This window comes from Paraprevotella clara YIT 11840, assembly GCF_000233955.1.
Taxonomy (GTDB): Bacteria; Bacteroidota; Bacteroidia; order Bacteroidales; family Bacteroidaceae; genus Paraprevotella; species Paraprevotella clara.
The window spans coordinates 162,045-176,314 of sequence record NZ_JH376618.1 but is presented as its reverse complement, the minus strand read 5'-3'; the positions used below and the strand labels follow the sequence as shown (position 1 = coordinate 176,314).

Annotated in this window: 13 protein-coding genes; all 13 read left to right on the top strand. The window is 50.3% G+C overall.

The window, feature by feature from the left end; all coding sequences use genetic code 11:
• Positions 1-810: 810 nt before the first annotated feature.
• The 13 genes from HMPREF9441_RS17400 to HMPREF9441_RS13855 all read left to right on the top strand — a co-directional run bounded on the left by HMPREF9441_RS17400 (position 811) and on the right by HMPREF9441_RS13855 (position 14,168).
• A complete protein-coding gene (locus HMPREF9441_RS17400; protein ID WP_336495121.1) occupies positions 811-2,844 on the top strand; it encodes a leucine-rich repeat protein in 2,034 nt (677 codons plus the stop codon).
• Positions 2,845-3,006: 162 nt separating this feature from the next.
• Complete coding sequence (locus HMPREF9441_RS13910) at positions 3,007-3,318, top strand: DUF4286 family protein (RefSeq protein ID WP_008622287.1); 312 nt, start codon at positions 3,007-3,009, stop codon at positions 3,316-3,318.
• A 3-nt stretch (positions 3,319-3,321) separates the two neighbouring features.
• Positions 3,322-3,900, top strand: coding sequence for a crossover junction endodeoxyribonuclease RuvC (gene ruvC / locus HMPREF9441_RS13905; protein WP_008622286.1), 579 nt, complete (start codon positions 3,322-3,324; stop codon positions 3,898-3,900).
• 10 nt (positions 3,901-3,910) lie between these two features.
• Positions 3,911-5,443, top strand: a complete 1,533-nt coding sequence (locus tag HMPREF9441_RS13900; RefSeq protein WP_008622285.1) for an ATP-binding cassette domain-containing protein — start codon at positions 3,911-3,913, stop codon at positions 5,441-5,443.
• A gap of 127 nt (positions 5,444-5,570) precedes the next feature.
• Positions 5,571-6,167 carry an imidazole glycerol phosphate synthase subunit HisH gene (hisH, locus tag HMPREF9441_RS13895; RefSeq protein WP_008622283.1) on the top strand — a complete coding sequence of 199 codons (597 nt, stop codon included), beginning with the start codon at positions 5,571-5,573 and terminating at the stop codon, positions 6,165-6,167.
• The gene (gene hisA / locus HMPREF9441_RS13890; protein ID WP_008622282.1) at positions 6,164-6,895 is read left to right on the top strand and encodes a 1-(5-phosphoribosyl)-5-[(5-phosphoribosylamino)methylideneamino]imidazole-4-carboxamide isomerase; all 732 of its coding nucleotides are present in this window, start codon (positions 6,164-6,166) and stop codon (positions 6,893-6,895) included. Before hisH ends, hisA begins: the two co-directional genes overlap by 4 nt.
• Positions 6,896-6,897: 2 nt before the next feature.
• Positions 6,898-7,656, top strand: a complete 759-nt coding sequence (gene hisF, locus HMPREF9441_RS13885) for an imidazole glycerol phosphate synthase subunit HisF (protein ID WP_008622281.1) — start codon at positions 6,898-6,900, stop codon at positions 7,654-7,656.
• A 23-nt stretch (positions 7,657-7,679) separates the two neighbouring features.
• Complete coding sequence (hisIE, locus tag HMPREF9441_RS13880) at positions 7,680-8,300, top strand: bifunctional phosphoribosyl-AMP cyclohydrolase/phosphoribosyl-ATP diphosphatase HisIE (protein WP_272869427.1); 621 nt, start codon at positions 7,680-7,682, stop codon at positions 8,298-8,300.
• Between the two features lie 19 nt (positions 8,301-8,319).
• Entirely contained in the window at positions 8,320-9,057 is a 738-nt protein-coding gene (locus tag HMPREF9441_RS13875) for a cell division ATP-binding protein FtsE (protein ID WP_008622279.1), read from the top strand.
• A gap of 15 nt (positions 9,058-9,072) precedes the next feature.
• The gene (locus tag HMPREF9441_RS13870) at positions 9,073-10,392 is read left to right on the top strand and encodes an aspartate kinase (protein ID WP_008622278.1); all 1,320 of its coding nucleotides are present in this window, start codon (positions 9,073-9,075) and stop codon (positions 10,390-10,392) included.
• Between the two features lie 9 nt (positions 10,393-10,401).
• Entirely contained in the window at positions 10,402-11,562 is a 1,161-nt protein-coding gene (gene lysA, locus HMPREF9441_RS13865) for a diaminopimelate decarboxylase (protein WP_008622277.1), read from the top strand.
• Entirely contained in the window at positions 11,562-12,743 is a 1,182-nt protein-coding gene (locus tag HMPREF9441_RS13860) for a glycosyltransferase (protein ID WP_008622276.1), read from the top strand. Before lysA ends, HMPREF9441_RS13860 begins: the two co-directional genes overlap by 1 nt.
• A 69-nt stretch (positions 12,744-12,812) precedes the next feature.
• The gene (locus HMPREF9441_RS13855) at positions 12,813-14,168 is read left to right on the top strand and encodes an MATE family efflux transporter (protein ID WP_008622275.1); all 1,356 of its coding nucleotides are present in this window, start codon (positions 12,813-12,815) and stop codon (positions 14,166-14,168) included.
• Positions 14,169-14,270 lie beyond the last annotated feature (102 nt).

Sequence of the window (14,270 nt, the reverse complement as noted above, 5' to 3'; positions counted from 1 at the left end):
CATCGTACCTATAAATCGTTTAGGACAACATTGGGAAAAATATGTTTCTAAAATATATAAATAGACAGCTGTGGGGAAAATGTGGGGAAAAATTAGATAATTAAAAAGGCTAAATGACTGAAAATAATCACTTAGCCTTTTAATCCGTACCCAGACCCGTACTTCGTAATTGCTGCGCCCATCATTCAAGACTGTCAAATCGGGTCTTTCCTGTCAAGCCAATGATGCCTATGCGTATGCCAAACACATGGATTACGGATTTCTCGTTCCGTGAACAAACACTTTATCCGCAACTCTGCTATGTGGTGTATTGGCTTAACTCCATTTCTATGGGCAACACTTTTGTTGCAGATTTCAAGCAGCTTTTATCGAAATACCCATCAGTAAGAACTCGTTTATTAGGCTTTCCTCATAATTGGGAACAAGAGCCTTTGTGGAGATAAAATAATTGCCCTGTTTCTTAAAAAGCACTGGGGCAAACCAGCTCCGTCTTTAATTGTTTCCAATAAATGGATTGTTTCAAGCCCCTATAGAAAGAGAACAAAAATTCCTGTGTGAAAATTAATCTACGACAAGGAGCAAGCAAGGAGCAATATCAAACAAAAATCAATACCTTTGCAGTACATATGAGATAGACCAAAACAAAAGTGGAATATCGGAAACGAATAGCAAGGAAAAGAGAAGAAACGACCCAAGTTGATGTCCTTTTTGAGTTAATAATCAATAAAAGCGTTAAATCTTCACCTTTTAGAATGTGCAATTAAAAATAACAACCATATTTCTGACTTATTATCTATAAAATATTGAGTAATAATCGGTTGTAAATACGTATTATGTACGGGACTGTTATCTGTCATTATCCCAGCAAGTGTGACAAACATTGGGGAATGCGCGTTCATTTATTGTGAAGCACTAACATCAGTCACTATCCCAGAAAACGTGACGAATATCGAAGGTATGACATTCTATAGATGCTCGAAACTGGAATCTATCACAATTCCGGAAAGTGTGACGAGCATAGATAACTATGCGTTCGCTTACTGTACGGGGTTGACCTCCGTCGCAATCCCCGAAAGTGTGACAAGCATCGGACGCGAAACATTTTACGGTTGCTCAAGACTGGAATCCATCACAATCCCAAAGAGCGTGAAAACCATCGGAGCATGGGCACTCCACAATACAGCTTGGTATTCAAATCAAGACGACGGGGTTATCTATTTAGGGAAACTGTTTTACGGTTACAAAGGCTACATGCCAAAGGGGGACATTCTTGAAATAAAAGCAGGCACGACTGCCATCTGTGGCGGTGCCTTCTGTAAAAAAGACGGCGAAGAGGGTTACAGCAACTTGGCATCCATCACAATCCCCGAGGGAGTGACAAGCATCGGAGATTATGCGTTCGCAAATTGTACGGGCCTGACTTCCATCGTTATCCCGGAGAGCATGGCAAGCATTGGATTCTATGCATTCCTGAATTGCACTGGATTGACCTCCATCAATATCCCCGAGAATATGACAAGCATCGAACATTTTGCTTTCGAAGGATGCACGGGATTATGGAGTGAACCGGTTTGGGAATCGACCTACTCCACCCTTTCTTTTTTCGTCAATGACACGTGGGGATTCAAAGGTGCTAAGAGGGTGTTGTCAGTAGAACCTTACTACGGGGGAATCGAAGAAACAACAGAAAACAATACGATAGAACTGACAGGGTTAAATGCAGGGAAGCGTTATACCATTGACCTCGAAATCGGGTCTGCAAACGGTTATATCTGCACGTTGGTAACCAACTGGAGCGAAGCCATAACCACGAAAGAGATAACGCTCCAAAACATTGCCACCCATAAAGATGTGAATGTCACTCCAACAAGCATCCGCATAGCCATCGCCAACGATTTCGGCGATGCCATTGAAGAAATCGTGGAAGAGGGATTTACCAATGAAACATACGGCGGCCAAACGGGCAATACTTACGAACTGCACGGGCTTGAGCCGACGGGGATAAGTACCACGTTCCACTATCGCGTCCGTCTGAACAATGGCCAGACATTCGAGATGGATTTCCCCATCGAACAGCCGGCTCTCGAATTCACCACCCTGCCCGCCAAAGCCACGTCGAACACCGTGGCCGTCATCGCCGCCACCACCAACCTTGACGACCCGGAGGCACAGACGGGCTTCGAGTGGCGGAGATATGACGCGCCGGACCTCGTCCCCTCCACCATGTCGCCCTGCCCCGTCATCGACGGCGAACTCATCGGGGCGTTAAAGGGACTGAGCGCATCCACCTATTATAAATACCGCCCGTATTTTACCTCCGCATCGGGAAAGACTTACTACGGAGAGTGGCTCGCGTTCGGCACGGCAGACGCCTATGTCTATTTCGATCCCACGGTAAGGACGTACGACGTGGAAGACATCACGCCCTCCACGGCGATGCTCAGGGGCTATGTGGTGGCCGGTTCCGACGACATCCAAGAGCAAGGCTTCGAATACCGTACCGTGGCAGGGAATGCACGTGCTACGGACGATGCGGAATGGAACGTGGCAACGGCCGACGGCACCTCCATGTCCGCCTACCTGACCGGCTTGCAACCTTCCACCACATACGTCTACCGCGCCTTTGCCACGACCACCAAAGGCACGGCGTACGGTACGGAGGAAATCTTCACCACCGAAGCCGCCACGGGCGTGGAACCGGTGGTAGCCGACGGGAAAGCCGCGGAGGAAGCCCGTCCCACGGGCTACTATGACCTGCAAGGCCGTCGTTACGCCGAACCGTTCAAAGGGCTGAACCTCATCCGCTATTCCGACGGTTCCGTACGTAAGGTGCTCCGGAAATAACGCCACACGGCATACCGCACGCAGGGGGCGCACGGGGGCAGAAATGCCGCCATGCGCCCCTTTCCGTCTCCTGTCGCGGCGGCATTGCATTTAATCTGCCACGGAAGCAACGAATAAGCGATAAAATTTATAACTTTGCAAACTCAATAAAACTTAGGAAACATGTTGGTTTACAATACGACTTATCACGTGACTTTCGACGATGCCCGGAACTTTGTCATCTGGATTCATCAAGTCTATATCCCGCAGGCATTGGCTTCCGGCCTTTTGGACAAACCGCGGTTATGCAAGATCTTGTCCCACCACGACGAGGATTCCGAATGCTTTTCCTTGCAATTCGAGGTGGAAAGTTCGGCACGGCTGCATGAATGGTATGTCAAGCACGGTGAAAAGCTCCTTCAGGAAATGCAAAAGGTATTCAAAGATAAGGCCGCCGGGTTCACCACTTTAATGGAAGTCATCGAAGAACACTGATTCATGACGGACAAGCCAAACAGCGAAAAGATAATCCTGGGCATAGACCCAGGCACGAACCTCATGGGATATGGCGTGCTGCGTGTGACCGGAAACAAGGCAGTCATGGAAACCATGGGCGTCATCGACCTGCGCAAATATGCCGGGCCATACCTGAAACTCGGCCGGATATTCGAAAGGGTGACAGGCATCATCGAATCGTACCTGCCGGACGAAATGGCCATCGAAGCGCCTTTCTTCGGCAAAAACGTACAGAGCATGTTGAAATTGGGACGCGCACAGGGGGTGGCTATCGCAGCGGCTATCCATCGTGACATCCCCATCACCGAATATGCGCCGCTCAAAATCAAAATGGCCATCACCGGAAACGGGCAGGCCAGCAAAGAACAAGTGGCAGGCATGCTGACCCGTATGCTCCATATCCGCGAGGAAGACATGCTGCCGTATATGGACGCCACGGACGGACTGGCTGCCGCCTACTGCCATTTCCTGCAGATGGGGAAGCCGGCCGTGGCCCAGCCTTACCACAGTTGGAAAGATTTCATCCGGAAAAACCCGGATAAGGTGAAAGGACAGATATAACACGAACACAATGCAACACATCATCGAAATCACGAACGGGGTGCCTCGTCATCCGCTTTACCGCATGAACCATCCGGTAAACCTGACCATCGCATCCGGGGAACAGGTGGCCATCGTAGGAGCCAACGGGAGTGGTAAATCACGACTGGTGGACATCATCACCGGACGCTATCCGCTTCTGTTGAACGAAGTCCGTTACGACTTTTTTCCCTCACCGTTGAAATTAGTCAGCGAAAATATCAAATATATCACTTTCCGCGATTCTTACGGAGACAGCGACGGCAGTTACTACTACCAACAACGTTGGAACCAACACGACATCGACGAGAAGACACCGACCGCCGGACAAATGTTGGAGGAGGCTTTCACCGCAGCCGAAAACAGTACGGGATACGGCATGGACGAAGAGGAAAAGCAACAGATGCACGAGCGGCGCACGATGCTGCGAGATAAACTTTATGAGATGTTCCACCTCTCCACCTTATTGGATAAATATATCATTACCTTGTCCAGCGGAGAGTTACGGAAATTCCAGCTCACCAAAACGTTGCTTTCCGGCCCAAGGCTTTTGATTATGGACAATCCTTTCATCGGACTGGATCCACAGACGCGGGAGCAACTGGCCGGACTGCTCCAAACGCTGATCCGCGAAACGGACCTGCAAGTCATATTGGTCCTGTCGAAAACCGATGATATTCCGGAGTTCATCACCCATGTCATTCCGGTGGAACATCTGGACATCCTGCCCAAAGTACCGCGTACGGAATACATCGGACAACGTCCTCGCATCCCGGTACGTGTGCTCGAAGAAGACAAAACCGCCCGCATCCTGGCGTTGCCGGAGAAAGAAAACCGCCTGACCACTACGGACACGGAGGGTTGCATGCTGCGGTTCAACCACGTGAGCATCCGCTACGGACAGCGCACCATCCTGAAAGACTTGGACTGGACGGTGAAGCAAAACGAGAAATGGGCTTTGGGCGGCGAAAACGGTGCCGGGAAATCCACCCTCCTCAGTCTGGTATGTGCCGACAATCCGCAAAGCTACGCCTGCGACATCGAACTGTTCGGACGGAAACGAGGTTCGGGAGAGAGCATTTGGGACATCAAACGGCATATCGGCTATGTCAGCCCGGAAATGCACCGCGCATACCTGAAAGACCTTCCGGCTATAGACATCGTAGCCAGCGGACTGAACGACTCCGTAGGGCTTTACGTACATCCTCGTCCGGAACAGCGAGCCGTCTGCGAATGGTGGATGGACATTTTCGGTATCGCTGGACTGAAAGACCGTACTTTCCTGAAACTCTCCAGCGGAGAGCAACGGCTCTGTCTGCTGGCCCGCGCGTTCGTCAAAGACCCGGAATTACTTATCTTGGATGAACCGTTGCACGGATTGGACGACCGTAATCGTCAGTTGACGCGTGAGATTATTTCGGCTTTTTGCCGACGAAAAGACAAGACCATGATTATGGTAACGCATTATGCCGAAGAGCTGCCCGATGTCATTACGCATAATCTGTTCCTGAAAAAGAACAAGTAGCATGCAGTTCGTCACAAAAAAGCAACGAAATGTAAGCAAAATACGTTTTTTCATGTTACTTTATCCCATCTGTCAACTAAAATTAGTATATTTGCAGACATCAAAAAAAGACAGAGTATATTAAAAGATGAATGTAGCCATCGTAAAGTATAATGCAGGAAACATCTATTCCGTAGTCAACGCACTGAAACGGTTGGGGATTACGCCGGAACTGACCGACGACGCAGAGCGGTTGTCGAAAGCCGACCGTGTGCTTTTTCCGGGACAAGGAGAAGCCGGTAGTACGATGGCTTACCTGCGTTCGCGGGGATTGGACCGTCTGATACGCGACCTGAAGCAACCCGTTTTGGGCATCTGTATCGGCCAACAACTGATGTGCAGCCATTCCGAAGAAAGCGATACGGACTGTTTAGGCATTTTCGACACGGAAGTCCTGAAGTTCCGTCCGGAAAAGCACGAAGACAAAGTGCCCCACATGGGATGGAACACCTTGACACGTACAAGCAGCCCGCTGTTCAAAGGCCTCGGCACGGACGAATTCGTTTATTTCGTACACAGCTATTACGTGCCGGTCAACCCGTACACCATAGCCGTGACCGATTATGTCGTGCCGTTCAGTGCCGCCTTGCATAAAGACAATTTCTACGCCACGCAATTCCATCCGGAGAAAAGCGGAAGCGTGGGTGAACGCATATTGAAAAACTTTTTAGATTTGACTGTATGATCGAACTGATACCGGCCATAGACCTGATAGACGGCAAATGCGTACGGCTGACCAAAGGAGATTACGCCACGCAGAAGACCTACAACGAAGACCCGGTAGCCGTGGCGCGGGAATTTGAAAGTTACGGCTTCAAACGTTTGCACGTCGTGGACCTCGACGGGGCACGTTCCAAACATATCGTCAACCACAAAGTACTGGAGCGTCTGGCTTCGGCCACCGGCTTGACGATAGACTTCGGTGGCGGCATCAAGGCCGACGAAGACCTCCGCATCGCCTTCGAAAGCGGTGCCGCACTGGTCACGATAGGCAGTGTGGCAGCCACCCGTCCGGAATTATTCCTCGGATGGCTCGGGCAATATGGGTCAGACCATATCATATTGGGCGCAGATGTCAAAGACGGACTGATTTCCATCAACGGTTGGAAAGAGGAAAGCACGCAGGAGTTGCTTCCTTTCCTCCGTCGTTATATGGACGAAGGCGTGCGGCATGTGCTCTGTACGGACATCAGCAAGGACGGCATGTTGCAAGGCCCCTCCACCGACCTCTACCGGAAAGTCATGGCAGAGTTTCCGGACTGCGGACTGATAGCGAGCGGAGGGGTCAGTTGCCTGCAAGACCTCATCGGCCTGAACGAAGCCGGCATCCCGGCCGTAGTGTTCGGAAAAGCCATCTACGAGGGCAGAATCTCATTAAACGAATTGGCCGAATGGGCTGAAAACAAAGGATAAGTATGGCATTGGCAAAACGTATCATCCCCTGTCTGGATGTCAAGAACGGACAGACGGTAAAGGGAACTAATTTCGTGAACCTGCGCCAAGCCGGAGACCCGGTGGAACTGGGCAAGGCTTATAGCGAACAGGGGGCGGACGAATTGGTATATTTGGACATTACGGCCAGCCACGAGGGCCGTAAGACATTCACGGAAATGGTACAGCGCGTAGCAGCAGAAATATCCATCCCCTTCACCGTCGGCGGCGGTATCAATGAACTGGCCGACGTGGAACGGTTGCTGAATGCCGGAGCCGACAAAGTGAGTGTCAACTCGGCAGCCTTGCGTAACCCTGGACTTATCAATGAGATTACGGGACATTTCGGGTCGCAAGTCTGCGTGGTGGCCATTGATGCCAAAGAGACCGAAGAAGGTTGGTTCTGTTATCTGAACGGCGGACGCATACGCACAGAACGCGGTCTGTTCGAATGGGCGTGCGAAGTATGCGACCGGGGAGCCGGTGAAATCCTGTTTACGTCCATGGACCATGACGGAGTGAAAAACGGCTACGCCAACCAAGCTCTTTCACGTCTCGCCGAAGAGTTGAGCATTCCGGTTATCGCCTCGGGAGGAGCCGGAAGCAAAGAGCATTTCCGGGACACTTTCATCGAAGGAAAAAGCGATGCCGCATTGGCTGCCAGCGTCTTTCATTTCGGAGAGATTTCCATCCCGGAACTGAAAACGTGGCTAAAGTCGGAAGGCATTAACGTTAGAATTTAAAAAAGACATATCAAACACCTATTATATATATGGAAATAGATTTCGACAAGATGGACGGCCTCGTACCGGCTGTCATCCAGGACGCCGAGACTAAAAACGTCTTGATGCTGGGATTCATGAACCGTGAAGCCTATGACAAGACGCTGGAAACCGGAAAGGTAACATTCTTCAGCCGCAGTAAAAACCGGCTATGGACCAAAGGTGAGACCAGTGGAAACTTTTTGCATGTCGTTTCCATCAAAAACGACTGCGACCATGATACGCTACTCATTCGGGTACATCCCGAAGGCCCGGTGTGCCATACCGGCACCGATACTTGCTGGGGAGAGAAAAATGAAGCCAATCCTTTGACGTTCCTTAGCGAGTTACAGGATTTTATCGAAACCAGACATAAGGAAATGCCCGAAGGGTCATACACTACGAGTTTGTTTAAGGACGGTATCAACCGTATGGCACAAAAAGTGGGCGAAGAAGCCTTGGAGGCTGTCATAGAAGCCGTTAACGGCACAGACGAACGCCTCATTTATGAAGGTTCGGACATGCTGTACCATCTCATCGTCCTGCTTACCTCCAAAGGATTACGTATAGAGCAGATGGCAGCAGAATTACAGGCACGCCACAAGCCGGGGTGGAAAAAACATTAATCTCCTAAAAGAAACATATATGCGCATCGAATATCAAAATGTGGATATCGCCCAAGAAGAACATGTCATTCTGAAAGGCGTGAATTTCCAGGCGGAAGCTGGGGAATTCGTTTACCTGATCGGTAAAGTGGGTACCGGTAAAAGTTCCCTGCTGAAGACGTTCTATGGCGAACTGGATGTGCATACGGGAAGTGCGCGTGTGCTCGATCGCGAAATGACCAAAATCAAACGCAGGCACATCCCGGCACTACGCAAACGGCTGGGTATCGTATTTCAGGATTTCCAGTTGCTCAACGACCGTACCGTACGGGCCAATCTGGATTTCGTACTCAAAGCGACCGGATGGAAAAAGAAGAAGGAACGGAACACGCGCATTCATGAAGTGCTTGAACAAGTGGGCATGACGGCCAAAACCGACCAAATGCCCTATCAGTTGTCGGGTGGAGAACAGCAATGCGTGTGTATCGCAAGAGCCATCCTGAACCACCCGGACATTATCCTGGCTGACGAAGCGACCGGAAATTTAGACAAAGAGAACGGTCGTCGGGCCGCCGCAATATTGTACGACATCAGCAAAGCGGGTACCACCGTCGTGCTGAGCACGCACAACGAAGAACTGATATCCGAATTTCCGGGCGTAGTCTATCGTTGCGGAGAAGGACGCTTGCAGGAATGCACAGACGCCTACACTCCCCTGCTGGCTCCTGACGCCATCGAATCGAAAAGCATTGAAGAAAATATAAATGAGAATAACTAAAACCCAATATTCGATATGAAAGTAATGAAGTTCGGCGGAACATCTGTGGGTTCCGCACAAAGGATGAAAGATGTATGTCGGTTGATTACGCAGGACAGTACGCCCAACATGATTGTGCTTTCCGCCATGTCCGGTACAACGAATACGTTAGTCGAAATATCCGATTACCTTTATAAAAAGAATCCGGAAGGTGCAAACAACGTCATCAATCAGTTGGAACAAAAATACCGCCAGCACGTAGATGAATTGTATGCCACGGAAGAATACAAACAGAAAACATTAGACTTTTTGAAAGACGAGTTCGACTATTTGAGAAGTTTCACTAAAATCCTGTTCACTTCGTTCGAAGAAAAAGTAGTCTTGGCCCAAGGAGAGGTCATCAGTACCAACATGGTGACGAATTACTTAAAGGAATGTGGTGTAAAGACTATCCTGTTGTCGGCACTCGACTTTATGCGTACGGACAAAAATTCCGAACCGGATTTCAATTACATCAAAGAGAAGATCAACGAATTGTTGGCGGCCAACCCCGGATACCAGATTTACATCACACAAGGCTTCATCTGTCGTAACGCATACGGCGAGGTGGACAACTTGCAACGTGGCGGTTCGGACTATACCGCCTGCCTCATCGGAGCGGCGATAAAGAGTGAGGAAATCCAGATATGGACGGATATCGACGGCATGCACAACAACGACCCGCGCATCGTAGACAAAACGAAGCCCGTGCGTCAACTTCATTTCGAAGAAGCGGCGGAATTGGCTTATTTCGGAGCCAAAATCCTGCATCCGACCTGCATCCAACCGGCTAAATTCGCCGGAGTACCCGTACGCCTGCTAAACACCATGGACCCGTCGGCTCCCGGAACGATAATCAACAACGAGTTTCAGGAAGGAAAAATCAAAGCCGTTGCGGCCAAAGACAACATCATCTCCATACAAGTACACTCCAGCCGTATGTTGCTGGCCTACGGTTTCTTACGCAAAGTGTTCGAAATCTTCGAAAGCTACAAAACGAGCATCGACATGGTAAGCACCTCGGAAGTTGGTGTGTCTGTTACGATCGACAACAAGTCGTATCTGAAAGACATCGTGGCCGACCTGATGAAATACGGAACGGTGACCGTCAAAGAGAATATGTGTATCATCTGTGTAGTAGGCGACCTTTCACGAGACAACGTCGGTTTTGAAAGTCAGGCTGCAAAAGCGTTGAAAGACATCCCCGTACAAATGATTTCATACGGTGGAAGCAATCATAATATCTCATTCCTGATTAACGAAGAAGACAAGAAAAGTGCACTTCAGGCGCTCAGCGACACGTTGTTCAACAATTAATATGAGGATATGAAAGGCTCATTTCCGATAGAAAAATTCAATACGGTAAGAACACCGTTCTATTATTACGACACGGAGTTGCTCCGTAAAACACTGGATACCATCAAGGCAGAAACGGGCAAAAACGATAATTATCATGTACATTATGCCGTAAAAGCCAATGCCAACCGCAAACTGCTGCGCATCATCAGTGCGGCTGGATTCGGAGCCGACTGCGTAAGCGGCGGAGAAATCAAAGCCTGTCTGGACGCCGGATTCCCGGCGGAGAAAATCGTGTTTGCCGGCGTAGGAAAAAGCGACTGGGAAATCAATGTAGGCCTGGATGCCGGTATAGCCTACTTCAACGTGGAAAGCATACCGGAACTGGAAGTCATCAACCAGTTGGCTGGCGAAAAAGACAAAATCGCCCGCGTCTCATTCCGTATCAATCCGGACGTAGGAGCACATACCCATGCCAATATCACGACCGGACTGGCCGAAAACAAATTCGGCATAGCCATGGCCGACATGGAGAAAGTCATAGAAATCGCCGCATCGTTAAAACATGTGGAGTTCGTCGGGCTGCATTTCCATATCGGTTCACAGATACTTGAAATGGGAGATTTCGTGGCATTGTGCAACCGCGTCAACGAACTGCAAGCCCAGTTGGAACGTCATCACATTACGGTGAAGAACATCAACGTGGGTGGCGGATTGGGCATCGACTACCAACATCCGAACGAAGTGCCGGTTCCCCATTTTGCAGACTATTTCCAAACCTACCGCAAGCATCTGAATCTGCGACCGGACCAACAGCTCCATTTCGAACTGGGACGGGCCGTCGTGGGGCAGTGTGGCAGCCTGATTACACGTGTACTCTATGTCAAACAAGCCACATACAAGCAGTTTGCTATCGTAGACGCTGGCATGACAGACCTCATCCGCCCGGCCCTCTATCAGGCTTTCCATTCCATTGAGAACCTGAGCAGCGACGAGCGCAAGGAAACCTACGACGTTGTAGGCCCTATCTGCGAGTCGAGCGATGTATTTGTCAAGGCATTCGACCTCAACCGTTGCCATCGCGGCGACCTTTTGGCTCTGCGTTCGGCCGGGGCTTACGGTGAAATCATGGCTTCAAGATATAACTGCCGCGAATTGCCGGTCGGATATACTACTGAAGATTTCGTATAATGTACCCACTCATAACTTTCCTTTTGGAAAATGCTGCCTACGCCGGTTTCGCACTGACGTGGGCAGCACATTTCTGTACCGCCCGTTCCTATAAACGGACGGCACGCATGGTAAGACAGCAAGAAACGGAGACACAAACCTCGGACAGCCGTCCGAAAGAGGCCATTTCCGTCGTCATCGCCACGCACAACCAAGCCGACGCGTTACGCCGCAACCTTCCCCGGATACTGGAACAGGAATACGAGCGTTTCGAAGTTATCGTGGTGAATGACGCATCGACCGACGACACGGAAGACATACTGAAAACCTTGGAACTGAAATACGCCAACCTGCATCATACCTTCACCCCGTCCGGTGCACGCCATATCAGCCATAAACGCCTGTCGCTGACCATCGGTATCAAGGCCGCCCAATACGAATGGCTGCTGCTGACCGAGCCGGACAGCCATCCGTGTTCTCCTCATTGGCTTTCCACTATGGCCGAACATTTCCACGACGGCGTACAAATCGTATTGGGATATGCCAACTATATGCCGGACAAGCGCCTGCTTTCCCGTAAAGCCATTTTCTTCAACCTCTTCCACCAAATGCAATACCTGCCTTGGGCCACTCGGCATAAGGCCTACCGTTGCAACCCGGCCAATATAGCCTATCGCAAAAGTCTGTTCATGGCTCATAAAGGATTTGCCGACGACATCAACCTTATCGGCGGAGTGACGGAACTGCTGGTCAACCGCCACAGCCGTATCGGAAATACCGCCGTCTCCCTCCATCCGGACAGTAAAGTGGAGTGTGAGAACATGACGTCCGGAAAACAATGGAGGCTCAAGCGCACTTTTTATATGGAAACCCGGCGACATTTCAAGAAAACATGGCGTTATCGACTGACATTCAACTTGAAACAAGCCGTCGTACCTTTATTCTATTGCGCCACGGCCCTGTCCCTCGGATGGAGCGTATGGCGGCAGCAATGGGCAGCCACGGCCATCATATCCCTGTTGTTCGTCCTCCTCTGCGTGTGCAAGACCGTATGGTTCAACCGTTCGGCACGTGCATTGGGAGAACGCCCCTACCGCCTGTCTTTCCTCTGGTACGAAATGCGGCTGCTCGGATGGCACGCTTGTTCGTGGATGGACTACCGGACCGCTCCACGCACACGGTTCTACCGCAAAGCTTTCTGAAGCAGAACAGAGGAATCGTTTGCACATAAGCCTGATAAATCGTAACTTTGCGGCCTAAAATCACGACTTATGCAAGCATCCGATCAGGCTATCACGTACGGCAGGCACATCCGTGCCTTGGCCATATTAGGCATTCCCATCATTGTAGGGCAGTTAGGTACCATCATACAAGGACTGGCTGACACCATCATGGTGGGTCATTTCAGTGCGCACTCCTTGGCCGCCGCAGGCTTCGTCAACAACATCATGGTGTTGGTGTTGATTTTTGCCTTGGGTTATTCTTACGCCATCACTCCGGTCATAGGCCCCATGCACGCCCGGGGAGAATTCGAGAATGCCGGCAAGGCATTGAAAGCCGGACTTCAAGTCAACGGCGCATTGGGCATGGTGCTGTTCCTGCTGATGGGGATACTCTACTTTTTCTTGGGGCACATGGGACAGCCCGAAGAGCTTCTCCCCGAAATCCGGCCGTACTACATCGTCGTCGTGCTTTCCATACCCATCCAATCCCTTTTCAACGCCTTCAAACAGTTCTTCGACAGCATCGGCAACACCCGTACGCCGATGTGGATCATGATCAGTGCCAACCTGTTCAACATCGTGGGAAACTACCTGTTGATTTACGGTATAGGCCCCTTCCCGCAACTCGGACTGTTGGGCGCCGGCATCTCTACCACCCTGTCGCGCATCCTCATGTTGGTTGTCATTTACGGCATATTCATCTCGAACGAAAAGTATAAAAAATATCACTCCGGCTTCCAAGCCAAAGGCGAAACCACCGACATGCGCCGTTTGCTGCATAAATTGGGCCGGCCGCTCGGCCTGCAAATGGGTATGGAGACAGCCTCATTTTCTTTGTGCGCCGTAATGCAAGGTTGGATTGGTGCCGATCCCCTCGCCGCCCATCAAATCATGACGAGTGTCGGTTCTACCTGCTTCATGATTTATTATGGCATCGGGGCAGCCGTAGCCATACGGGTCAGCCATTTCCACGGAGTAAACGACATCAGGAACGTGCGCCGCAGTTCCCTCACCGGTTACCTGATGATTCTGGCTATCGGACTGACATTGGCCATTACCATCAGTACTTTTATCAACGAGATATGCGCCTTCTTTACCAATGACACGAACATACGGCATATCGTCGTCAGTCTGGTCATCCCGTTCGTATTATATCAATTCGGCGACGGTCTGCAAATCAATTTCGCCAATTCACTACGGGGCATTGCCGACGTACGCCCGCTCATGCGTTACGCGTTCCTGTGCTACATTGTCATTTCCCTGCCGCTGAGCTATCTGCTGGGCTTCACATTCCATGGAGGACCGGCCGGAATATGGATGGCTTTCCCTGTGGCATTGACGTTGGCCGGAGCACTCTTCTGCCGCCGTTTCCTCCGTAAAACACGTACGGTGGCCGCCGGATGAAAATAAAACGAAACATCAAAGTTGTGAAATGCTTGACATGGCCATACTTAAAAACAGTCTAAGTGATATGCTTTAAATTGAAAACAAATAAAATTGGATGTA

Excerpts from the sequence above, each read along its gene's own strand:
- hisH (WP_008622283.1), top strand. The coding sequence starts at position 5,571 with ATGAATGTAGCCATCGTAAAGTATAATGCAGGAAACATCTATTCCGTA.
- hisF (WP_008622281.1), top strand. The coding sequence starts at position 6,898 with ATGGCATTGGCAAAACGTATCATCCCCTGTCTGGATGTCAAGAACGGA.
- HMPREF9441_RS13870 (WP_008622278.1), top strand. The coding sequence starts at position 9,073 with ATGAAAGTAATGAAGTTCGGCGGAACATCTGTGGGTTCCGCACAAAGG.
- HMPREF9441_RS13855 (WP_008622275.1), top strand. The coding sequence starts at position 12,813 with ATGCAAGCATCCGATCAGGCTATCACGTACGGCAGGCACATCCGTGCC.
- HMPREF9441_RS13875 (WP_008622279.1), top strand. The coding sequence starts at position 8,320 with ATGCGCATCGAATATCAAAATGTGGATATCGCCCAAGAAGAACATGTC.
- HMPREF9441_RS13900 (WP_008622285.1), top strand. The coding sequence starts at position 3,911 with ATGCAACACATCATCGAAATCACGAACGGGGTGCCTCGTCATCCGCTT.
- lysA (WP_008622277.1), top strand. The coding sequence starts at position 10,402 with ATGAAAGGCTCATTTCCGATAGAAAAATTCAATACGGTAAGAACACCG.
- hisA (WP_008622282.1), top strand. The coding sequence starts at position 6,164 with ATGATCGAACTGATACCGGCCATAGACCTGATAGACGGCAAATGCGTA.
- HMPREF9441_RS13910 (WP_008622287.1), top strand. The coding sequence starts at position 3,007 with ATGTTGGTTTACAATACGACTTATCACGTGACTTTCGACGATGCCCGG.
- HMPREF9441_RS13860 (WP_008622276.1), top strand. The coding sequence starts at position 11,562 with ATGTACCCACTCATAACTTTCCTTTTGGAAAATGCTGCCTACGCCGGT.
- ruvC (WP_008622286.1), top strand. The coding sequence starts at position 3,322 with ATGACGGACAAGCCAAACAGCGAAAAGATAATCCTGGGCATAGACCCA.